Source organism: Bradyrhizobium sp. USDA 4538 (assembly GCF_024171045.1).
Classification (GTDB): domain Bacteria; phylum Pseudomonadota; class Alphaproteobacteria; order Rhizobiales; family Xanthobacteraceae; genus Bradyrhizobium; species Bradyrhizobium australafricanum.
Genome location: NZ_JALJZE010000001.1, coordinates 2,892,395 through 2,913,549 on the forward strand (window position 1 = coordinate 2,892,395; position 21,155 = coordinate 2,913,549).

The following is a 21,155-nucleotide window of genomic DNA, read 5'->3' on the forward strand; positions in this document are numbered from 1 at the left end:
TTTCAAGATGGAAGTGGAGCGAAGCGGATCTGGCCACGATCCCGGATCACGCCGTGATCCCGTGCAACCCGAGCCAGCCCGTGTAGAGGCCGACGAGCACGATCAGCGCGGCCGACACGTAGGGGGCGCGATGGGCAAAGCGGCTGAAGCCGACCCAATGACGTTCGACATGACGCAGGCTGAGCGCGGCCGCAACGCCGGCAGAGACCATGGTGAGCGCAAGCCCGATGCCGAAGCAAAGCACCAGCACGAAGCCGAGGCTGAACTGCTTGAGCTGGAGACAGAGCAGCAGCACGGTGATCGCCGCCGGACACGGAATCAGCCCGCCGGTCAGGCCGAACAGGATGATCTGCCATGTCGTGACGGTGCGTCCGGCAAAGCGCTTGCGGATATCGGCGGCGTGCGCGCGCGCATGCGCGTCGTCCTCGTCGCCGAGATTCATATGCGCATGGTCATGCTCCTCGAACAGGACTTCCGCCACGTCCGCGCGGACTGAGACGCGCACCTTGAAGGCATGCGGCTCCGGAATTTCGTCGATGCTTTCCAGATAACCACCCCTGTCGGCGAAGCGAAAGCGTTGCTCGCTGCCGTCGGGACGGATCGTCACGACATCAACGTCGCCGGCCGCCGGCAGCGCTCCGGCCTCGCTTCGCAACCGCCAGCGCGGCGGCACGCCGTCCTCGAAGACCTCGAGCGACAGCGATTGTCCGGCCAGGACAAGCTGGCGCGTTTCGTCGTGATGATGGTGGTGATCGTGATCGTGTTCGGCAGCCTGCTCGCGCCAGGTGCGCCAGGCCATCCAGGCCGCGATCGCGATGATGATCACCGCCGACGCCAGTTGCAGCCAGGCTTCGCTGCGTTCTCCGGACCATTGCTGGCCGAAATGAAGTCCGGCGAGCGCGACCAGCCAGACGATGGCGGTGTGCGAGATCGTCGCCGCCAGGCCGAGCAGCACCGCCTGCACCACCGTGCCGCGGATCGCGATGATGAAGGCCGCCATCATCGTCTTGGAGTGGCCGGGCTCGAGCCCGTGCAGCGCGCCGAGCAGGATCGCGCTGGGCACGAACAGCCACGCATGCGCGCTGCTCTGCTGGAGCAGCTGAGACAGGTCGGTCATGGCACTCACTTCAAATAGGTACGAACGACGTCGATCAGGTCCGCGGCGCCCTGCGCCTTCTCGGGATCCTTTTCCCGGGCAGGATCCACGACATGGTGGCGGATATGGTCCTCGAGCAATTCCGCGGTCAGCCCGTTGATGGCGCCGCGGACCGAAGCCACCAGCATCAGCACGTCGGCACAACCAATCTCGGACTCCAGTGCACGCTCGACGGCCTCCAGCTGGCCCTTGATGCGGCGAACCCGGCCGACGAGCTTGGACTTGTGCTTGATGGTATGCGACATCAATGTAATATAGGGGGGTACCCTATATTGGTCAACCATGCTGTCGGCCAGCCGGGCGCGCATCGAGGCATGGCGGCGGGATGTCAGCGGCGGGCGTCAGCCCATGCTGCCAGGCATGAAGCAGCGCGCCTTCGGATGACCGTCTATGTAATAGGGCCACACGATGGGTCGGCCGGACAGGTTCGGCCCGGGCACGACGGCTTCGTTCGGAACGTCAACCCACTCGCCGTCGATGCGCACCCGATAATGGCCGTTCCTGGTTTCCCAGTCGACGTCGTCGATGTGCTGCGCATCCGTGCCATCGCAGCAGGGACCCTTGCTGCTATGCAAGCCCTCGTACCAACCATTCAAGTCGGGGTGCTGGTGATCATGGGCGAGAGCGCCGCCGGTTGTTGTGATGAGCAGCATAACGACAAGAGCAACAGGCGTCGCATGCCAATAATGACTGTCCATCAATCGGCATTGCTCCAATGAATGCAGGCGGGAGCGCGACACGATCGCGGTGTCGGCATCTACCTGAGTTGGTCCCTGCCACCGCGCAACTCGGCAGCGAATTGTATGTTCCTATTCGCAACTCGCCGCAGATGGAGAGATGACCCATCGGCCAGAGTCCACGAATGCTTGTTCCAAGCTGCGCGATGAAGTTTTCGTGACTGTCGATCGGCGATTGCTGCTGGATTTGGCAAAGTCAGGTTGACAGCCCGGAAATCAGGGTTTTTGATGCGGCTACGGGGATGTGCGATCTCCCCGCGAGGCGACATGCCCAAGAATCGCGTCCTGTCACCAAGGGCGCACCATGTCGTCATACACATCGATCTCATCAGAAAAATTGTCCCGTCTCATCGGTACGGCGAAGGCGCCGACGCTCGTCGACGTTCGTCTCGATGAAGATTTCGCTGCCGATCCGCGCCTGATTCCGGGCGCGGTCCGCTATTCCCATCTCGACGTCCAGGACTGGGCTTCCCGTTTCACCGGGCAGTCCGTGGTCGTGGTCTGCCAGAAGGGACAGAAGCTTTCCGAAGGCACCGCCGCCTGGCTGCGCTGCAGCAACATCGCGGCCGAGATTCTCGAGGGCGGCCACCTCGGCTGGCGGGAAGCGGAGCTACCGACCGTTCCCGCCGACAAGATTCCGAAACGCGACGGGCGGGGCCGCACCGTCTGGGTGACGCGATCGCGGCCGAAGATCGACCGCATCGCCTGTCCATGGCTGATCCGCCGCTTCGTCGATCCCGCGGCCGTGTTCCTGTTCGTCACATCGGCGGAGGTCGAGGCGGTCGCCGAACGGTTCGACGCCACGCCGTTCGACATCGAGAACGTGTTCTGGAGCCATCGCGGTGAGCTCTGCACCTTCGACGTGATGGTCAAGGAATTCGGCCTCGCGACGCCGGCGCTGGAGCGGCTCGCGACGATGGTGCGGGCGGCCGATACCGCGCGGCTCGAGCTTTCGCCGGAGGCGCCCGGGCTGCTCGCCGCCTCGCTCGGCCTGTCGCGCATGTTCGACGACGACCTCGAGCAGTTGAGCGCCGGGCTGCTGCTCTACGACGCCTTCTACCGATGGTGCCGCGACGCGACCAAGGAGACGCACAACTGGCCGACCAGCAAGGTGAAGCCATGACCGACGTCGCAACGACAGCGAAAGCGCGCGGGCATGAACCCGCGCACGGCATCTCCTTCAACGAGGCGCTGCTGGTCTGGATACGCGTCGCCATCCTGAGCTTTGGCGGACCGGCCGGCCAGATCGCGGTGATGCATCGCATCCTGGTCGAGGAGAAGAACTGGATATCCGAGGGGCGTTTCCTGCACGCCCTCAATTACTGCATGCTGCTGCCGGGGCCGGAGGCGCAGCAGCTGGCGACCTATATCGGCTGGCTGCTGCATCGGACGCTCGGCGGCATCGTGGCCGGCGGGCTGTTCATCCTGCCCGGCATCTTCGCCATCATGGGCCTCAGCTATATCTACGCGGCGTATGGCAATGTCGGGTTTGTCGAAGCGCTGTTCTTCGGCCTGAAGGCCGCGGTGCTCGCCATCGTCATCCAGGCCGTGGTGCGGGTCGGCAAGCGCGCGCTGCGCAACCGGGTGATGATCGCGCTCGCGGCGATCGCCTTTGTCGCGATCTTCTTCTTCGCCGTGCCGTTTCCGCTGATCATCGGCGCCGCCGCGGTCACAGGGCTGGTGGGCGCACGTCTCGGCCGGAGCGAATTTGCGGCGATCGAGCATGGCGGCAAGAATTCCGCCGTGATCGACAGCATGCTCGGTGAAGCGGTGCCGGACCATGTCCGTCCCAACGCATCGCGCACTTTGCGGGTCGGCGCCATCTGGCTCGCGCTCTGGCTGGTGCCGGTGTTCGCCCTGCTGATTGCGCTCGGGCCCGGCGACGTGTTCACCCAGATCGCGATCTTCTTCAGCAAGATGGCGATGGTGACGTTCGGCGGCGCCTACGCCGTGCTCGCCTATGTCGCGCAACAGGCCGCCGACTATTATCACTGGGTCAGCCCGCGCGAGATGCTGGACGGACTCGGCATGGCCGAGACCACGCCCGGACCGCTGATCATGGTGGTGCAGTTCGTGGGCTTCATGGCCGCGTTCCGCGAAGCAAGCGGGCTGTCGCCGACGTTGGCCGCCACCCTCGGCGGGTTGCTCGCGACCTGGGTGACGTTCACGCCGTGCTTCCTGTGGATCTTCGTCGGGGCGCCCTACATCGAGGCGCTGCGCGGCAACAAGGCGCTGGCGGGCGCGCTTTCGGCGATCACCGCCGCCGTGGTCGGCGTGATCCTCAATCTGTCGATCTGGTTCGCGCTGCACACGCTGTTCCGGCAAACATTCCCTGTGCACGGGCTAGGCCTGTCGTTCGACGCGCCGGTGCCAGCTAGCCTCGACTGGCCGGCGATGGCGCTGTCGATCGCCGCCGCGATCGCGATCTTCCGCTTCAATGCGGGGATGCTCAGCGTCCTCGCCGCCTCCTGCATCACGGGCGTACTGCTGCGCCTTGTCGGTATCATCTGAGCGGAACGGCGCGCAGCTTGAGAACCTGGGGCAGCACAACACAACCAGGAGAACAACCATGCAGACACGACGACTCTCCCGTTTGATTCTCGTCCTGACGATCGCGGGCGCGGTCATGCCGGCCCATGCCCTGACGCAGGACGAACTCGTCGCAAAACTTCGCGCCGCCGGCTACGCCGAGATCAGCGAGGTCAAGTCGACGGCCGAAGGCACGACGGCGAAGGCGATGAAGAACGGCAAGCCGGTGCGGCTCGTGATCGACAGCAGCGGCCAGGTCAAGGAGCGGGACTGAGTGCCCGCGCGCGCGAAAGCCGTCAACTAATCGATGGAGTGATAATCATGATGAGAGCAATTGTGACCCTGTGCATGGCGGTGCTGGGGCCGGGCGCAACCCTGGCAGCGCCGGCCGCCCTCGATGAGCGGCAGGACGCGGCCGTTACAATGCAAGCGGCGATGGTCCACCCGCAAGCGAGCGAGACGCTGCGCGGCGTCGTCGATCGCGTCGATGAACGCAGCGACACGCTGCTCATCCGGTTATCTCCGGACCGGACCGAACCGTTCAAGGTCCAGGACGGCCTGATCTTCAATGCCGTCCGCTTCGGCGATCCCGTCGAAATCGCGGTGCAGAACATCGCCGGGTTCCGCACCATTGTCGGGCTCTCGAAGCAATAGAGCCACGATCCGAAGCATCGAAAGAGGTTCAAGGGAGCAATCCAATGCGACATACGATTTCGGCGCTGATCGGCGTCGGTGCCTGCCTCTTCGCCACCGGCGGGAGCGCGCAAAAGATCGACTGGCAAGTGTTCACCGAGCCGTTCGTCTCGTCGGCACATGCGCAGGCGATCGATTGGCAGAAGGTCGACGACATGCTGGGCAGAAAGCCCGCGGTCACCGGTGACGTGCATCGCTACGGCTTTCCGCGGAGCGATCTGACGGTGACGCTCGACGGCATCACCATCAAGCCGGCGCTGGCGCTCGGCGGCTGGGTCGCCTTCAAACCCATGCACGACGACGTCATGGCGATGGGCGACCTGGTGCTGCTCGAATCCGAAATCAACCCCGTCATGCTGAAGATGATCGGCAACGGCCTGCAGATCACGGCCGTGCACAACCATTTGCTCGGCGCGAGCCCGGCCACCTTCTACATGCACGTCGCCGGTCACGGCGACCCGGTCAAGATCGCCGCCGCGATCCGGGATGGCCTCGCCGAAAGCAAGACGCCGCTCAAGGCCGCGGCGCCGACCGCGCCGCCGCCGGCCATCGATCTCGATACTGCACAGCTCGATCAGATCATCGGCGTCAAGGGCCAGGCCAATGGCGGCGTCTATCAGTTCAACGTGCCCCGCCGCGATCCGATCACCGAACAGGGCATGGCGTTAAGCCCGGTTGGCCCGATGGGCGTCGACATCGGCATCAACTTCCAACCGACCGGCGGCGGCAAGGCGGCGATCACCGGCGATTTCGTGCTGACAAATGACGAGGTCAACCCCGTCATCATGGCGTTGCGGACGCACGGCATCGACGTCACCGCGCTGCACAGCCACATGCTGGACGAACAGCCGCGCCTGTTCTTCATGCATTTCTGGGCTAATGACGACGCCGTCAAGCTCGCCAATGGCCTGCGTGCCGCGCTCGATAAGACGGCCACGACAAAAAGTTGACCCTGGTCTCGGAGGGATCAACGATGCGAAGCCTCACGGTCATGTCCATGTGGCGCACGCTGCTCAGGAGTGCCCACGTGATGCTGCGCATTGCCGCCACGGTGCTTGCGATCGCGCTGACATCGGCTCGGCCGGCGCCGGCGGACGATGGCAAGATCGTTGTCTTTGTCTGCCTGCACGGCGTGGTGAACAGCCAGATGGCGGCGGCCTATTTCAACAAGGCTGCCCAAGAGCGCGGATTGCGGTTCAGGGCGGTCTCACGCGGCATTGACCTTTATCGGTCGGTGCCGGTTAGGGTGCAGGATGGCCTTGCACTCGATGGTCTGGAGGCGGCCAACACGCCGCAACAGCTGACCATCGACGACATGGCCGCGGCAGACCAGGTGGTGGCGTTCGATCAGATCCCCGCCGAGCGGCACGGACGGGCCGACGTGACCTACTGGTCCGGCATTCCCTTGGGTATCGATGATTATGAGTCGGCCCGGGATCAGATCGTCCGGCGCATCGACGCCCTCATTCCGACGCTGGCAGCGGCAACCGAACCGGCAGGAGACAAGACGCCCCTTCAGCTCGAAACGAAGATCCTGCTCGGCGATGTCCGCGGTCGGATTGATCACCTGGCGGTCGACCTGAAGCGGCAGCGACTGTTCGTGGCCGAGCTCGGCAATGACAGCGTCGGCGTCGTCGATCTGGCTGCGCGCAGTTTGCTTCGAACCATTACCGGATTGAGCGAACCCCAAGGCGTCGGCTATGAGCCGTCGACCGACACCCTCTACGTCGCCAACGCCCGCGACGGATCGGTGCAGCTGTACGAAGCCAACGAGTACAAGGCGGCCGGGCGAATCGAACTCGGCAGCGATGCCGACAATATCCGGGTCGACGCGGCGGCCAAGCGCGTCATCGTCGGCTATGGCGATGGTGGCCTGGCAGTCGTCGACCCATCCACGCGGTCAAAGGTTCGGAGCCTACTCCTTAAGGCACATCCGGAAAGCTTCCAGCTTCAGCCCGATAGTGGGCGCATCTTTGTCAATCTGCCTGACGCGCGAACCGTCGCGGTGGTGGACGTTGCTTCCGGGAAACAACTCACCAGCTGGCCGCTGGACAAGGGCGGTAATTTCGCGATGGCCATCGATCACGAACGAAGTCGCGTTCTCCTGGTGTATCGCAGCCCAGCCGAGCTTGCAGCCTTTTCGACCGACGGCAAGGCGATTGCAGCCACCGGCACTTGCGGCGATGCCGACGACCTCTTTGTAGATGCAAAGCGCGGACGCATTTATGTGAGCTGCGGCGCTGGATACGTCGATGTATTTGAGATTGATGGAGCGGCCTATCGACTGATCGCGCGCCGGCCGACGGCGACGGGCGCACGAACATCGCTCTTTGTGCCGGAGCTGGACCGTCTGTTTGTTGCTGTCCGCGCGGGGCCTGCCGGACCGGCAGCAATCTGGGTGTTCAAGCCAATGCCTTGAGATCGACTTTGTGGGGAGACGGCGCATGTGGAAACGCAGCCGGGGCTTTCGCAGCTGTTCGAGACGCCTTGCGCCTCGCTTCATGGTCGCTCTTGGACTGATCGCCTGGTCTGACCCCGCCTCGGCTTATCGCCCCTTCGATGGCACCGATGCCGCCGTTGCCAAGAAGGGGGAGATGGAGGTCGAGCTGCAGCCGGCCGGACGTTTGCGTGATGAGAGCGGAACAAGCCTGATCGCGCCGGCCTGGGTTCTCAACTACGGTCTGAGCGAGAGTTGGGAAGCCGTCTTCGAAGGCCAGGGACAAACGTCGCTCTCTCCGCCCGGACCGACCAGCCTGACTGCAGCCGGAGCGTTTCTCAAGCACGTGGTCGTACCCGGTAGCCTGCAGGACAAGACCGGTCCGAGCATTGCGACCGAATTTGGCGTCCTTCTTCCTGACAGTACCGGCAATTCGGGCGTTGGCGTAAGCCTGGCCGGCATTGTCTCGCAGCGCTGGGATTGGGGCACCATTCACTTGAATGCCGAGACTGCCATCACCCGCGACCATCATGGCGACGTGTTCGTGGGTGCTATTGTCGAAGGACCGATGACCTGGACGGTGCGCCCCGTCGCCGAGATATTCTACGAGAACGAGTTTGGGAAAGAGGATACGTTCTCGGGGTTGGTCGGGCTGATCTATCGTGTGCGCGACGACCTCAGCTTCGACATCGCGGTCCGGCACGCGCTCACCGGAGGCCATCCGGTAAACGAGATACGTGCGGGATTGACCTTCGGCTTTCCGCTTTCCTTCTTCGAAGGTCACGCCGCGCACCAGGCGTCGCCAATTCCGTCTCGATAGCTACTGGCGGTCCCGGTTCTCTGGATGGGCTCGCCAGTCTCGACCGACAGTCTGATGGCTGTCGTCAGGTGTTGCCTGGCCAGCGTGGTCCTTCTCGCCGCCTTGAGCCTTCCAGTCACGCCCGATCTTAACGTCCTCGGCGCGACTGCGATCCTGCTCGCGGGTTTGCTCCGACTGCTGAGGCGGCTGGGCCTGTTGGACAGGCATGGACTGTGCTTTTGCATCGCTTCCGGCGAATGCGAAGGTCATTGCGACCGCGGAGATGAACGCAACCGATATAGAATTCTTCATGGTGTTGTCCCTTCCTCTTGCTCTGCACTAACGCTCCGTCATCGCCTTTGTTCGGAAACAAACGGGCTTCTGGCCGCACGTGGTGGTCGGAACCGGGCGCTCTGCACGCGAACAGTGACGGTCAATATTTCGGCCGGTGTGAAGTAGCCCATTCGCGCGCGTGTTCGATCGGCACCCGCTGCACGGCGGCGCGAACCTTTTGCGTTGCGGGCAGATTGTCCATGCGTTCCCGCCAGCGGCAGAATGCCGGGAATTTCGGATACATCGACTGCCCTTCGGCGGTGAGGCTGAAGGCGAACGTGCTCGGCAGCAGATAGAAATCCGCAATCGAGAGCTCGTCCCCAAGCAAAAAATCCTTGCCGTGCGCAAGCTGGCGCTCGGCCACCGCAAGCCCGGTCTCGACCTTGGGTAGCGCGTGTGCCACGACCTTCTCGTCGGGGGCAATGCCGAGCTCCGCGAAAACCAGACGCTCATGCGTCACGTGATAGATCATGTAGGGGTAGTAATAGTTGTTAACAGCGCTGATCCACTGGTTCATACGCGCCCGCGCCTTGATGTCTTTCGGTGTCAACGATACGCCGCCAAAGGCTTCGTCGACATAGGCGGCAATCGCACTCGTCTCGTAGACGGTGAGATCGCCGTGTTTCAGAATTGGGACACGGTTGAACGGGTGCAGCGCCAGGTGATCGGGCTTGCCCATGACCGGTTCAAGGTCGCGGAATTGGTAAGCGACGTCCTTGTGCGTCAGGATCAAGCGGACGATGTTGACAAAACTGCTGCGTGGGAAACCGTAGACGATCGGATCGGACATCCGTTTTCTCCTTTCTGATTTGGTCTCAGCGCCAGAACGGCTTGGAGGCCTCGCGCAGCGCCTGCTCGCGCGTCAGGCCGAGATCGCGAAGCAGATGCGGGTCGTCGGCGATCGCGCGTAGCGCCATGCGCTGAAACGGCCGGTCAAGCAAGCTCCACCATCCGGGGCGCGGAGCGCCTGGCGACGTTCCTGAGCCGAATTGATGAAGTGGTGTGGCCGGGTCCGCGGCGGGCACCGGCGGGATCGACCATGTATCGGTTAAAAGGACGGACACGACAGGCTCCAAATTGCTTGAAATGCTTCAGTGGAGCTGTTCAATAATCGTGCGGGGCGGTTTGCCGCAAAGCATCGTTTCTCGTGCCTGCCCTAATTTTTCTCATGAAGTCGTGCGATGCGCCCACGCCTGCCGCCACTCAATGCCCTGAAGGCCTTCGAGGCCGCCGCGCGCCACGAGAGTTTTACGCGCGCGGCCGAAGAGCTTTGTGTCACGCAGGGTGCCGTCAGCCATCAGGTGAAAGCACTGGAAGCGGAGCTCGCAATAAAGCTCTTCAACCGCGAGCGCCAGCGCCTGATCATCACCGAGGCCGGGCGCGATTATCTCGCTGTCGTGCGCGACGCGCTCGACCGCATCGCCATCGGCACCGAGCGGCTATTGCAGCGGCAGAATACCGGCGTGCTGACCGTATCGACGTCGCCGGACTTTGCCGCGAAATGGCTCGTGCACCGGCTCGGCCACTTTGTTGAGGCGCATAGCGGCATCGACCTGCGCGTCTCCGCCACGCTGCACCACGTCGATTTCGCGCGCGAGGAAGTGGATCTCGCGGTGCGCCATGGCGACGGCAACTGGCCGGGGCTTGACGCGGTGCGGCTGAGCCCGGAGCGGCTATTTGCGGTGTGCAGCCCAAAGCTGTTGTCCGGCAAGCGGCGCCTCAACAACCCCGCTGACATCCTGAAATTTCCGCTGATCCATATGGACAGTCGCGCCGACTGGAAGAACTGGCTTCAGGATGCGGGACTTGACGATGCTGCCGCCACGCATGGCCCGGTCCTCAATCGCGCCAGCATGGTGATTGATGCCGCCATCAATGGGCAAGGCATTGCGCTCGCGCGCACCACGCTGGCGGCGTGGGACCTCATCAACGGCCATCTGGCGCGGCCGTTTCCGCAGTCGCTGCCATTGTCGAAGACCTACTGGATCCTCTGCCCGAAGGCGACCGCAAGCCTGCCGAAGATCGTGACGTTTCGCGATTGGTTGCTCTCGGAGGCCGCAAGCGACCTGCGCCGGCTTAGAAAGCTCGGCGGAACCTCTCATCGATTGAAGTGAGGGCCGGCAGGCTTCCAAATACAGGGAACGGTCCTGCGGCCCTCGGGATTGTCGTGGGACGCACCACCCACCATGCATGGAGCCCGATCATTGCTGCAGCTGTACAGGTCGGCGACCTCCGATTGGCGGAGCATCGGCGCCGAAGTGCCGCCCGAGGTCATCTGGATCGATCTGCTCGATCCCACGGAGGACGAAAAGCAGTTCGTCGAGCGCGCGCTCGACATCCGCGTCCCGTCCGAGCGATCGTTGGGCGAGATCGAGGCGTCGAGCCGCCTGATCACCGACCATGACCGACTCTATCTGAGCTCACCGGCGGTACGGCTCGACGACAACAATGAAGCCGAGATCACCAATATCGGCTTCGTGATCGGCCCAAAGGTGCTGGTCACCGTGCGGTTCGCGCAGCTGACCACCTTCGACGACGTCATGAAGCGGATCGGCACCGACAAGAGCCTGCAGAACGGCATGTGCGTGTTCACCGCGCTGCTCGAGGCCATGATCGATCGCGGCGCCGACGTGCTGGAGCATCTCGGCGCCAAGACCGACAGGCTGTCGCGGGGCGTCTTCAAGGGCGGCCTGGTGCGGAGCAAGCGTCCGGTGCGCTCCAGCCGCAGGTTGCGCGAGGCGCTGGAGAACATCGGCGAGCTCGCCGATCGCCTGGCGAAGGCGCGCGACGTGCTGCTCGGCGTCGGCCGGGTCGCGAGCTTCGCCGATGACGTCGGCAATGAATGGATCACGTCGGCATCGAAGCGCCGGCTCGAGGCTGTCACCAAGGACGTCGCCTCGCTCGGCGACTACGAGACCCGGCTGTCGGACAAAATCCAGCTGCTGCTGGACGCCGTGCTCGGCTTCATCAACATCCAGCAGAACGACCTGTTCAAGATCCTGACCATCGTGTCGGTGGTCGGCGTTCCCCCGACCATCCTGGTCGGGGTCTGGGGCATGAATTTCAAGGAGATGCCGGAGTTGAGCTGGACCTTCGGCTATCCCGTGGCCTGGGCCGCGATCATCGCCAGCGGCATCCTGCCGGTGCTCTGGTTCAAGCGGCACGGCTGGTTCGATTAAAACAAGCGAAGTTGAAACGCCGCCGCGTTATCCGCGTTGAGAACCTGCCTGCGCGTCTATAAATCTGAAGCTGCCCCACCCGCCCCCGCGGCGCTGTCATTCCGCACCGAAGAGTTCAGCCTATGCGTCCCCACATCATCTGCCACATGGGCACGTCGATCGACGGCCGGCTTCATCCCAGCCGCTTCACCAAGGCCGCCGCCGGGATTCCGGCCGACGTGCTGCGCGGCCACTACGAACGGATCCATGACGGCTTCGATGCCGATGGATGGATCATCGGCCGCGTCACCATGAACGAGATGGCCAAGGGAGCCGAGCGGCATATCGCCAACCCACTGAGGCTGCCGCGCGAGGCGCATCTCGGCAACCGCAACGGCCGCAAGCTTGCTGTCGGCATCGATCCGTCGGGCCGCGTGCATTTCGGCAAGGACAATGTCGGCGGCGATCACGCCGTCGCGGTGCTCGGCGAACAGGTGTCCGACGCGCATCTCGCCGAGCTGCGCGAGGACGGTGCGTCTTACATCTTTGCAGGCACGAAGGGCGACGATCTGCCGGGCGCGATGGCGCAGCTGGCCGCCCTGTTCGGCGCCAAGACGCTGCTGCTCGAAGGCGGCGGCGGGATCAACGGCGCCTTCCTCAAGCACGGGCTGATCGACGAGTTCAGCACATTGATCCTTCCGGCGGTCGACGGCGTCGCCGGCTCACAAAGCATCGTCGACTATCACGGCCCCGACGGCGACCGCCCCGGCGCCGGTCAGTCGCTGCGGCTCACCCATTGCGAGGCGCTGGAAGGCGGCATGGTCTGGCTGCGTCACGCCGTGGAGCGCGCGCCGGATTAAGCACGCTATGGCTTGGGATTCTCCACCCAGCCGGTCCGACATGCAGCAACGAAAAACGCGACGCCGCGCGCGACATGGGCGTCGATCTCGGGATCGAGCGCCTTCAGGTCGACCTCAAACAGCGCCCGGAGCAGCATCGGCACCGCGATGATGTCGAGGAACATCCGCGCCGTCGTCGGCAGGTGTTCGGGCGCGAAGGCCGGCAGCTTGCCGAGCTGGTCGGATTGCGTCAGGTCGCGCAGCAGGTGAATGCCGAGCTCGGTGCTGAGCGCGCGCGCCCTGCGGTTGACGTTGGCGGCGAGATCCGGGAAGCGGTGCGCTTCCGCGATGGCGAGCCGCATCAGGCCGATCCGGTCGGCATCGAAGCCCCAATGCAGCAGGGTCGAGGCAACGCTGGTGAGGCGCTCCTCGATGGTCGCGCCGACCGGCGGATCGGCCTTGAACTCGGCGATGCGTGCCAGGATGTCCCGCGTCACCACTTCCGTGAACAGCGCCCGCTTGTCGCGGAAGCGCGCATAAATCGTCCGCTTGCCGGAGCGCGCGACTTCCGCGATCTCATCGATGCTCGCGCCCTCGAACCCGCGCTGCAGAAACACCCGGCGCGCGGCGTCGAGGATGCGTGCATCGACCTCGCCGGCGAGCTCCTTCGGCGGCCGGCCGGCGCGCACCTCGACCGGCTTGGTTTTCGGTAGCCGCGGCTTCTTCAGGGTGCTGGTGGTCATCGCATCGACCCGGGTTCGATGGGCCGGTCAGGCCGGCAATATCAGGCAGTATAGCCTTATCACATCTAGTTGTAAATAGAACGATACAGTTCCGTTTCTATTGACGGCGCACCGTGGCGAGACTATTTGCCGCATAGAACGGAACGGTCCCGTTCCTTTTTGCGAAGACCTTGCAGACCTCGCCTGACAGCAGGAGCCGCCATCATGTTTGAAGACACTGTCTTGGAGCGCGACCAACCGGGGCATGAGGGTATCGAGGGGGCGTCCTCGGCTCCGGCCTCCCATGAGCCTGACCGGCCCTCGGTCACCGCACGAGCTCCGGCGCAGGAGCATCCCGCGGGCAAGCAGCCCGCCCCGCCGGCAACAATCCCGCTGGAGGTCATCGGCAAGACAACACGGCGCAGCTTTCTCCGCCGCCGTCCGGTCGTCTCCGCGATCGGCGCCGTGCTGCTCGCCGCAGCCATTGGCGGCGGCTATCTCTACATGGACTACAGCGCGCATTTCGAATCCACCGACGACGCCTTCATCGCCGCGCGTCAGTCGGCGCTGGCGCCGAAGATCTCCGGCTACATCACAGCCGTCCCGGTCACCGACAACCAGCATGTCGCGGCCGGCGACGTGATCGCCCGGCTCGACGACCGCGACTATCGCGTCGCGCTGGCGCAGGCCGAGGCGCAGGTCGCTGCCGCGCGCGCCAGCATCGAGAATGTCGATGCGCAGCTCGACGTGCAGCAGGCGCAGATTGCTGCCAACCAGGCGCAGGTCGACCAGGCGCAGGCGGCGCTGGTGTTCGCCCAGCAGCAGGCGACGCGCTACCAGCATCTGGAGCAATCCGGCTACGGCACCGTGCAGAATTCCGAGCAGTTCACCTCGCAGCTGCATCAGCAGCAGGCTGCGCTGTTGAGCGCGCAGGCGACGCTCAACCTCGCGCAGCGCCAGGTCGAGTCGCTGAAGGCGCAGCGCAAGAGCGCGGTCGCCAACCTCGCCCAGGCCGAGGCGCAGCGCGACCAGGCCAAGCTCAATCTGTCCTATACGACGGTCACCGCCGCCCAGCCGGGCCGCGTCGTCAACCTGTCGGCCGCGGTCGGCCAGTTCGCCCAGGCCGGCACCAACCTCACGATGTTCGTGCCCGACCAGACCTGGGTCACCGCGAACTTCAAGGAGATCCAGCTCGACAAGATGCGGCCGGGCGAGAAGGTGACGATGAAGATCGACGCCTATCCCGGACGCACCATCCAGGGTCATGTCGAGAGCGTGCAGCCGGGCTCCGGCACAGCGTTCTCGCTGCTGCCGGCGCAGAACGCCACCGGCAACTACGTTAAGATCGTGCAGCGCGTGCCGGTGAAGATCGTGATGGACAACCCACCGGCCGACGTCGCGCTCGGCCCGGGCATGTCCGTGGTGCCGACGGTGCGGATCAATCCCGCGCCGTCCCTCTTCGAGCGCCTTGAGAAGTCGAGCCTCGGGAGGCTGTGATGAGTGCCGCCGCCATCGATGCCAAAGGCATTCCGGCTCCGAGCGTCACCGTCAATCCCTGGCTGATCGCCATCGTGGTCGCGCTCGCGAGCTTCATGGAGGTGCTCGACACCACCATCGCCAACGTCGCGCTGCCCTATATCGCCGGCGGCATGGGCGTGAGCGAGGACGAGGCCTCCTGGGTGGTCACCACCTATCTGGTGTCCAACGCCATCATCCTGACCGCCTCCGGCTTTCTCGCCCGCACGCTCGGGCGCAAGACCTTCTTCCTGATCTGCCTCGGCATCTTCACGGTCAGCTCGATCCTGTGCGGTTTTGCGCCCAATCTGAACGCGCTGCTGCTGTTCCGTATCCTGCAGGGTCTCGGCGGCGGCGGCATGGTGCCAGTTGCGCAATCGATTCTCGCCGATGCCTTCCCGCCGGCCAAGCGCGGGCAGGCGTTCGCGGTGTTCGGCATTGCCGTCGTGGTGGCGCCGGTGGTCGGGCCGACGCTCGGCGGCTGGCTGTCCGACAACCTCTCCTGGCACTGGTGCTTCCTGATCAACGCGCCGGTCGGCGTGTTCGCGATCGCGCTGATCGCGGCCGTGCTGCAGGAGCCCGCGACCGCGAAAGCCAAGGGAGCGCAGCCCCAGGACAACAGGTTCGACTTCATCGGCTTCGGGCTGGTCGCGACCTTCCTCGGCGCGCTCGAGGTGGTGCTCGACCGCGGCCTCGAGGACGACTGGTTCGCCTCGCCCTTCATCATCGCCTTTGCAGTGATCTGCGCCGCGGCGTTCGTGCTGATGATCCCGTGGGAGATGACCCGGCGCAATCCGGTGATCGACCTGCGCATGGTCGCAACCCGGCAGTTCGGCGCCTGCTTCCTGGTGATGCTGGCAACCGGCGCCATCCTGCTCGCCACCACGCAATTCTTGCCGCAACTGGTGCAGCAGGATTTCGGCTACACCGCGACCTGGGCCGGCCTCGTGCTCTCGCCCGGCGGCGTCGTCACCATGATGATGATGTTCGCGGTCGGCCGGCTCGCCGCTAGGGTGCAGCCGAAATACCTGATCGTTGCCGGCGCGCTGGTGATCGCCGCCTCGATGTACAGCATGACCAACGTCTACGGCGATCTCGGCTTCTGGTTCATGGCGCGCTCGCGCATGCTGATCGGCGTCGGCCTGCCGCTGATCTTCGTGCCGATCATGGCGGCGTCCTATGACGGCATTCCCGCCGGGAAGACCGACCAGGCCTCCGCGCTGATCAACGCGGCGCGCAACACCGGCGGCTCGATCGGCGTCTCGATCGTGTCCAACGTGCTGACGCATCGCCAGCAATTCCACCAGAGCCGGCTGGTCGAGCAGGTGACGCCGTCGAGCCCGCAATACCAGGACACGCTGCACCAGCTCACCGACTTCTTCGTCGCCCAGGGCAGTTCGCTGGCGCAGGCGCACAGTCAGGCGATCCAGTGGATCGGACAGCAGGTGCAGACCCAGGCCTCGTTCCTGTCCTACATGGATGCGTTCTGGGTCCTGATGCTGATCTCGCTCTCTGCCATCCCGCTGGCGCTGACCTTGCGCAAGGTCAAGCTCGGCGGCCCCGCCCCCATGGGTCATTGATCCCGGCGCCGGCATGGATGGCGCTACCGCAGAATGCAGGCGTGGCTAAGCCGCGCTATCGACCGGACAGGTCCGCGCGCCACGCGCGGGCCTTCGCGGTCGTCTCCTCGACGAAACGCGTTTTGCCGTTGCGATAGGCCGCGATGTCCTCTCTCGAGGAGGCAGCAAGGGCCTGCTTGATATCCGCGTAGGCGCGGGCCGCCTCGGGGTGCGCGCGAAGATAGTCGCGAAACACCAGCAGCGTTTCCCAGCGCGGATTGGATGGCTCCATCAGGTGCAGATGATGGGTCCACGGGCCCGGAGGACCCTTGCGGAAGAACAACTCGCCGGGCAGCCACGCCGCGTATTCCGGTATGTAGTTGTAGCCGAGCGCCTCGATCGGCTTGATGCAGCATTCCCGCGCCTCCGCGAGGCCGGGGACACCGACCATCAGGTCGATGATCGGCTTCGACGGCAAGCCCGCAACCGCGGTGCTGCCGACATGCTCGATGGCCAGGGCCAGCGAGCTGAGCGCATGCTCGATCCTCGCGCGCTCCGTCTCGAACATGGCCGGCCAGTTGGGATCATACTCCAGGACAACGATTGGCCCGGCGCCGTATTTCTCCATGGCACACCCTGATTGCTTGCCGCAAAGTCCCCTTCGCGGGTCAATCAAACCATGATGCGACTAGGTTCGACCAGAGGCGCGGCGCCGGTGGCCGCGCCACCACAGGCCGAAGGCGATCGTGACCGCAGCGGCCAGCGAGAACCAGGTGATGGCGTACTGCATGTGGTCGTCCTTGAGCCGCACCTTGAGCGGTCCGGGCTTCGGCGTGCCGCTGTCGGGCACCGGCCCCTCGAGGTCGATGTAGAACGGCGCGACCTGGCCCCAGCCGAGCGCCTGCGCCATCGCGCGATGGTCGCGCACGAACCACAGCCGCTTCGCCGGATCTTCCTTCGGCGTCAGCCGGCCCGGCGGCTCGGGAAAGCGGATATAGCCCGTGAGCTCAACCGGCGCGCCGGTGACGAGGCGGCCGACGACGCGGTCCTCGAAGGCGCGATCCTGCATCGTGTTCTGGACAAAGCCGGTGTTGATCACGACGGTCTCGCCGCTGGCGAGCTTCGCCGGCAGCAACGCCCAGGTGCCGGGACCCGAAATGTCGTCGCGCACGGCGGAGCCGGAGCTGAACACCATCGCGTCAGGCTGCTTCGCATAGGTCGCGGTCAGGGTCACGCGGCGGAATTCATCCTTGGCGGAGGTCAGCGTCGGCCATGCCGACGGCGGCGGCAGCGCCTCGGTCGGCGCGGCCAGCCGCGCCTCGAGCGCTGCGATCCGCGCGTGCTTCTCGACCCGGCGCTGCAATTGCCAGAAACCGAGGGCGATAAACACCGCGATCAGGATCAACGTGAAAATGCCGAAGCCGGCCGCGTTCGGCCGGCGCGTCGTCACATCATTCATTTCGGGTCGCGCTCGATCAATTGGCCTTCGGCGGCCTTGTGGTGGAATTGCAGCGCGATCAGAAGTGCCTTCATCGATCGTAGCGGCAGGATCGTGGTAACCAGGATCAATGGCAGCCACAGCGCGGCATGCACCCAGAACGGCGGCTGGTACTTCACCTCGACGATCAGCGCCGCCGCGACCACGATGGCGCCGGCCAGCATGATCACGAAGATCGCCGGCCCGTCGCCGGAATCGATGAAGGCGAAGTCGAGGCCGCAGGCCTGGCAGCGCGGCGCCAGCGTCAGGAAGCCGGAATAGAGCTTGCCCTTGCCGCAGCGCGGGCAGCGGCAGGCGATGCCACGCAGTGCGCTCTCAGTGACGGTCGGCTGGGTATCGGTCATCGGTTCTCTTCAAAAACAAAGGGGCGGCCATTCGGCCGCCCCCTCTTAGCACGTCGGCCGGCAATTAGTGTGCGCCGTGGGCCATCGTCTCGGCACCGTGGCCCCAGACGTAGATGCAGATGAACAGGAACAGCCAGACCACGTCGACGAAGTGCCAGTACCAGGCGGCAAACTCGAAGCCGAGGTGCTGCTTCGGCGTGAAGTGGCCGGCATAGGCGCGGATCAGGCAGACCAGCAGGAAGATGGTGCCGACCAGCACGTGGAAGCCGTGGAACCCGGTCGCCATGAAGAAGGTCGCGCCATAGACGTTGCCGCCGAACGAGAACGTCGCATGGGCGTACTCATAGGCCTGCACGCAGGTGAAGAGGGCACCGAGGATCACGGTGAGGATCAGGCCCTGCTTGAGGCCCTGGCGGTCGTTCTCCAGCAGCGCATGGTGCGCCCAGGTAACGGTGGTGCCCGAGGTCAGGAGCAGCAGCGTGTTGAGCAGCGGCAGATGCCAGGGATCGAAGGTCTCGATGCCGTGCGGCGGCCAGGTACCGGGAACGGAGCAGGCGCCCATCGCCGTGCCGGCGCCGCAGCCGAACACCGCATCGCGGGTGGCATGCACCGCGTCGGCCGGGAACAGCGCCGCATTGAAGAAGGCCCAGAACCAGGCGACGAAGAACATCACCTCGGAGGCGATGAACAGGATCATGCCGTAGCGGTGGCTGATCTGCACCACGCGGGTGTGGTCGCCCTTGTACTGGGCTTCCTTGATCACGTCGCCCCACCAGCTCGCCATCGTGTAGAGCACGCCGATGGTGCCGACGCCGAACACGATCGGGGCCGCGGAGAACATGTGGTGCATCCAGCCGATCGCGCCGAACGCCATGATGAAGGCCGAGATCGAGCCGACCACCGGCCACGGGCTCGGGTCGACGAGATGATAGTCGTGATGCTTGACTTGCGCCTCAGCCATTGCCGTCTCTCCATTCGCGTGCCGCAAGGCACGTCTTAAATCTTAAATTCCAAAACTAGCCGCCCTTGCGCTGCTCCGCCTCGCCCGCCGCCACGGGCTTCGGCGCGGCGTCGCGCACGGGGAAGAAGGTGTAGGACAGGGTGATCGTCTTCAGCGTGTCGTTCTCGCTGTCCTTGGCCAGCGCGGGATCGACATAGAACACCACGGCCATCTCGCGCTTTTCGCCCGGCGCCATGGTCTGTTCGGTGAAGCAGAAGCAGTTGATCTTCTGGAAATAGGCGCCGACCGTCAGCGGCGCGACATTGTAGGACGCCTGGCCGGTGGTGGTGCGCGCCGACTGGTTGGTGACGGTGTAGTAGACCGTGACCACCTGGCCGATCTTGACGTCGATCGTGTTCTGCTCCGGCTCGAACTTCCAGGGCAGGCCCGGCGCGACGTTGGAATCGAAGCTGACCGCGATGGTACGCTCGAGCGGCGCATCCGAAGGCACCGAGGTCGCGACCTGGGTGGTGCCGTTGAAGCCGGTGGTGCGGCAGAACCAGTTGTAGAACGGCACGGCTGCGTAGGACGCGCCGACCATCAGCACCACGACGAAGCCGCAGATCGAGGCAACCACGGCGTCGCGCGTCAGCGTGCGGCGCGTGACCTTGGCGCCCTCACCCTGCTGCGGTCCCTGGTTGGCCATCTCACTCACAGCGGCCGCACCAGCACGGCCGGCCCCTTGACGAGGGTGACGGCGAAGAACAGCACGACCAGGATGCCGAGCGCGAGCGCGATGGCGATCGAGCGCTGGCGGCGGCTCTTGAGCTGCGCCTCGGTGAGGACGATGCCTTCTGGTTCGCGTTTCTCGTCCATTGATATCCCATGCGCCCCCATCTCGCCCCCCGGCTCCCTATCCGATGAAGACAGGCGCAATCGCGCGGACCACGACCCCGGCGAGGAGGACGGCAAACAGCGCGAACAGATAGAGGATCGAGAAGGCAAACAGCCGGCGCGTGGCGCGGTTGGCAGCCGTACCCTCGCGGCGCCGATAGACTTCGATGGCCAGCCACAGCATGCCGGCGCCGAGCACCAGCGAGGTGACGCCGTAGATCGCGTCGAAATAGCCGAGCGGCCACGGCGCCAGCGCGATCGCGACCAGCACGATGGTGTAGAGCAGAATCTGCAGCCGGGTCGCGTCGGGACCGGCGACCACCGGCAGCATCGGGATGCCGGCGCGGGCATAGTCGTCGCTGCGGAACAGCGCCAGCGCCCAGAAGTGCGGCGGAGTCCAGAAGAAGATGATCAGGAACAGGAGGATCGGCTCGACCGAGAGCGATCCGGTCGCGGCGGCCCAAGCCACCACCGGCGGCAAGGCACCGGCGGCGCCGCCGATCACGATGTTCTGCGCGGTCCAGCGCTTCAGCCACATCGTGTAGACCACGGCATAGAAGAAGATGGTGAAGGCAAGCAGCGCGCCCGCCACCCAGTTGACCAGGATGCCGAGCGTCATCACCGAGAAGAAGGCGAGCGTGATGCCGAACGCGGCCGCTTCGGTCTGCGTGATGCGGCCGCGCGGGATCGGCCGGTTGGCGGTGCGCGTCATCAAGGCGTCGACGTCACCCTCATAGGCCATGTTGAGCGCGCCGGAAGCACCGGCGCCGACCGCGATGCACAGGATCGAGGTGAATGCCAGCACCGGATGCACGTGCACCGGCGCGATCATCAGCCCGACCAGCGCGGTGAAGATCACCAGCGACATCACGCGCGGCTTCAACAGCGCGATGTAGTCGCCCACTTCGGCCTCGGAAATCCGGGGCAGCTCGATGGCGTTGTGATCGACAACCGACAAGATCAGGTCTCGCTTCTCTCAAAAGGCGCGGCGCACCCTTAAAG

At 64.8% G+C, this 21,155-nt stretch carries 26 protein-coding genes; 12 read left to right on the top strand and 14 right to left on the bottom strand.

Annotated elements, in window-relative coordinates; all coding sequences use genetic code 11:
* Window positions 1–46: 46 nt before the first annotated feature.
* From J2R78_RS12885 to J2R78_RS12895, 3 genes are all read right to left on the bottom strand, one after another.
* The gene (locus tag J2R78_RS12885) at window positions 47–1,117 is read right to left on the bottom strand and encodes a nickel/cobalt efflux transporter (RefSeq protein WP_253604727.1); all 1,071 of its coding nucleotides are present in this window, start codon (window positions 1,115–1,117) and stop codon (window positions 47–49) included.
* A gap of 5 nt (window positions 1,118–1,122) precedes the next feature.
* The gene (locus J2R78_RS12890) at window positions 1,123–1,401 is read right to left on the bottom strand and encodes a metal/formaldehyde-sensitive transcriptional repressor (protein WP_016847064.1); all 279 of its coding nucleotides are present in this window, start codon (window positions 1,399–1,401) and stop codon (window positions 1,123–1,125) included.
* 96 nt (window positions 1,402–1,497) lie between these two features.
* Window positions 1,498–1,854: a hypothetical protein gene (locus tag J2R78_RS12895; protein WP_225164498.1), complete on the bottom strand. Its 357-nt coding sequence runs from the start codon at window positions 1,852–1,854 to the stop codon at window positions 1,498–1,500.
* A gap of 343 nt (window positions 1,855–2,197) precedes the next feature.
* Here J2R78_RS12895 and J2R78_RS12900 point away from each other — a divergent pair, with 343 nt between their 5' ends.
* From J2R78_RS12900 to J2R78_RS12930, 7 genes are all read left to right on the top strand, one after another.
* Window positions 2,198–3,016 carry a sulfurtransferase/chromate resistance protein gene (locus J2R78_RS12900; RefSeq protein ID WP_225164497.1) on the top strand — a complete coding sequence of 273 codons (819 nt, stop codon included), beginning with the start codon at window positions 2,198–2,200 and terminating at the stop codon, window positions 3,014–3,016.
* Window positions 3,013–4,404, top strand: coding sequence for a chromate efflux transporter (gene chrA / locus J2R78_RS12905; protein WP_253604730.1), 1,392 nt, complete (start codon window positions 3,013–3,015; stop codon window positions 4,402–4,404). The genes J2R78_RS12900 and chrA overlap by 4 nt, the downstream gene beginning before the upstream one ends.
* 58 nt (window positions 4,405–4,462) lie before the next feature.
* Complete coding sequence (locus tag J2R78_RS12910; protein WP_057016095.1) at window positions 4,463–4,696, top strand: hypothetical protein; 234 nt, start codon at window positions 4,463–4,465, stop codon at window positions 4,694–4,696.
* 74 nt (window positions 4,697–4,770) lie between these two features.
* Entirely contained in the window at window positions 4,771–5,076 is a 306-nt protein-coding gene (locus J2R78_RS12915) for a hypothetical protein (RefSeq protein WP_253604732.1), read from the top strand.
* A 44-nt stretch (window positions 5,077–5,120) separates the two neighbouring features.
* The gene (locus J2R78_RS12920; protein ID WP_253604733.1) at window positions 5,121–6,065 is read left to right on the top strand and encodes a DUF1259 domain-containing protein; all 945 of its coding nucleotides are present in this window, start codon (window positions 5,121–5,123) and stop codon (window positions 6,063–6,065) included.
* An 80-nt stretch (window positions 6,066–6,145) separates the two neighbouring features.
* Complete coding sequence (locus J2R78_RS12925) at window positions 6,146–7,534, top strand: hypothetical protein (RefSeq protein ID WP_253609813.1); 1,389 nt, start codon at window positions 6,146–6,148, stop codon at window positions 7,532–7,534.
* A 25-nt stretch (window positions 7,535–7,559) separates the two neighbouring features.
* The gene (locus J2R78_RS12930) at window positions 7,560–8,372 is read left to right on the top strand and encodes a hypothetical protein (RefSeq protein ID WP_225649370.1); all 813 of its coding nucleotides are present in this window, start codon (window positions 7,560–7,562) and stop codon (window positions 8,370–8,372) included.
* Here the strand turns inward: J2R78_RS12930 and J2R78_RS12935 are convergent, their stop codons facing one another.
* The 3 genes from J2R78_RS12935 to J2R78_RS44755 all read right to left on the bottom strand — a co-directional run bounded on the left by J2R78_RS12935 (window position 8,373) and on the right by J2R78_RS44755 (window position 9,625).
* Window positions 8,373–8,663, bottom strand: coding sequence for a hypothetical protein (locus J2R78_RS12935; protein WP_253604735.1), 291 nt, complete (start codon window positions 8,661–8,663; stop codon window positions 8,373–8,375).
* A gap of 121 nt (window positions 8,664–8,784) precedes the next feature.
* Entirely contained in the window at window positions 8,785–9,474 is a 690-nt protein-coding gene (locus J2R78_RS12940; RefSeq protein ID WP_253604736.1) for a glutathione S-transferase family protein, read from the bottom strand.
* Window positions 9,475–9,499: 25 nt separating this feature from the next.
* Entirely contained in the window at window positions 9,500–9,625 is a 126-nt protein-coding gene (locus tag J2R78_RS44755; protein WP_256558579.1) for a hypothetical protein, read from the bottom strand.
* Between the two features lie 240 nt (window positions 9,626–9,865).
* Here J2R78_RS44755 and J2R78_RS12945 point away from each other — a divergent pair, with 240 nt between their 5' ends.
* The 3 genes from J2R78_RS12945 (at window position 9,866) to J2R78_RS12955 (ending at window position 12,702) form a co-directional block, all read left to right on the top strand.
* The gene (locus J2R78_RS12945) at window positions 9,866–10,798 is read left to right on the top strand and encodes a transcriptional regulator GcvA (protein WP_076832333.1); all 933 of its coding nucleotides are present in this window, start codon (window positions 9,866–9,868) and stop codon (window positions 10,796–10,798) included.
* A gap of 90 nt (window positions 10,799–10,888) precedes the next feature.
* Window positions 10,889–11,863, top strand: a complete 975-nt coding sequence (locus J2R78_RS12950; protein WP_253604738.1) for a magnesium transporter CorA family protein — start codon at window positions 10,889–10,891, stop codon at window positions 11,861–11,863.
* Window positions 11,864–11,985: 122 nt separating this feature from the next.
* Window positions 11,986–12,702, top strand: coding sequence for a dihydrofolate reductase family protein (locus J2R78_RS12955; RefSeq protein ID WP_253604740.1), 717 nt, complete (start codon window positions 11,986–11,988; stop codon window positions 12,700–12,702).
* A gap of 5 nt (window positions 12,703–12,707) precedes the next feature.
* Here the strand turns inward: J2R78_RS12955 and J2R78_RS12960 are convergent, their stop codons facing one another.
* Window positions 12,708–13,424 carry a TetR/AcrR family transcriptional regulator gene (locus tag J2R78_RS12960; RefSeq protein WP_253604741.1) on the bottom strand — a complete coding sequence of 239 codons (717 nt, stop codon included), beginning with the start codon at window positions 13,422–13,424 and terminating at the stop codon, window positions 12,708–12,710.
* Between the two features lie 204 nt (window positions 13,425–13,628).
* Between J2R78_RS12960 and J2R78_RS12965 the strand changes: the two genes are divergently transcribed.
* Window positions 13,629–14,900 (top strand): HlyD family secretion protein, encoded by a 1,272-nt coding sequence (locus tag J2R78_RS12965; RefSeq protein ID WP_375167025.1) that lies wholly within the window; start codon window positions 13,629–13,631, stop codon window positions 14,898–14,900.
* Window positions 14,900–16,498, top strand: coding sequence for a DHA2 family efflux MFS transporter permease subunit (locus J2R78_RS12970; RefSeq protein WP_253604742.1), 1,599 nt, complete (start codon window positions 14,900–14,902; stop codon window positions 16,496–16,498). The genes J2R78_RS12965 and J2R78_RS12970 overlap by 1 nt, the downstream gene beginning before the upstream one ends.
* Window positions 16,499–16,553: 55 nt before the next feature.
* Here the strand turns inward: J2R78_RS12970 and J2R78_RS12975 are convergent, their stop codons facing one another.
* From J2R78_RS12975 to J2R78_RS13005, 7 genes are all read right to left on the bottom strand, one after another.
* Window positions 16,554–17,105, bottom strand: coding sequence for a GrpB family protein (locus J2R78_RS12975; protein WP_253604743.1), 552 nt, complete (start codon window positions 17,103–17,105; stop codon window positions 16,554–16,556).
* A gap of 60 nt (window positions 17,106–17,165) precedes the next feature.
* Window positions 17,166–17,936: an SURF1 family protein gene (locus J2R78_RS12980; protein ID WP_253604744.1), complete on the bottom strand. Its 771-nt coding sequence runs from the start codon at window positions 17,934–17,936 to the stop codon at window positions 17,166–17,168.
* On the bottom strand, window positions 17,933–18,319 hold the full coding sequence (locus tag J2R78_RS12985; RefSeq protein ID WP_253604745.1) for a DUF983 domain-containing protein: 387 nt from the start codon (window positions 18,317–18,319) through the stop codon (window positions 17,933–17,935). The genes J2R78_RS12980 and J2R78_RS12985 overlap by 4 nt, the downstream gene beginning before the upstream one ends.
* 64 nt (window positions 18,320–18,383) lie before the next feature.
* The gene (locus J2R78_RS12990) at window positions 18,384–19,280 is read right to left on the bottom strand and encodes a cytochrome c oxidase subunit 3 (protein ID WP_057016083.1); all 897 of its coding nucleotides are present in this window, start codon (window positions 19,278–19,280) and stop codon (window positions 18,384–18,386) included.
* Between the two features lie 55 nt (window positions 19,281–19,335).
* Window positions 19,336–19,965: a cytochrome c oxidase assembly protein gene (locus J2R78_RS12995; protein WP_253604746.1), complete on the bottom strand. Its 630-nt coding sequence runs from the start codon at window positions 19,963–19,965 to the stop codon at window positions 19,336–19,338.
* Window positions 19,966–19,970: 5 nt separating this feature from the next.
* Window positions 19,971–20,135 carry a hypothetical protein gene (locus tag J2R78_RS13000; protein ID WP_028334632.1) on the bottom strand — a complete coding sequence of 55 codons (165 nt, stop codon included), beginning with the start codon at window positions 20,133–20,135 and terminating at the stop codon, window positions 19,971–19,973.
* 37 nt (window positions 20,136–20,172) lie between these two features.
* Entirely contained in the window at window positions 20,173–21,111 is a 939-nt protein-coding gene (locus J2R78_RS13005; protein WP_253604747.1) for a heme o synthase, read from the bottom strand.
* Window positions 21,112–21,155 lie beyond the last annotated feature (44 nt).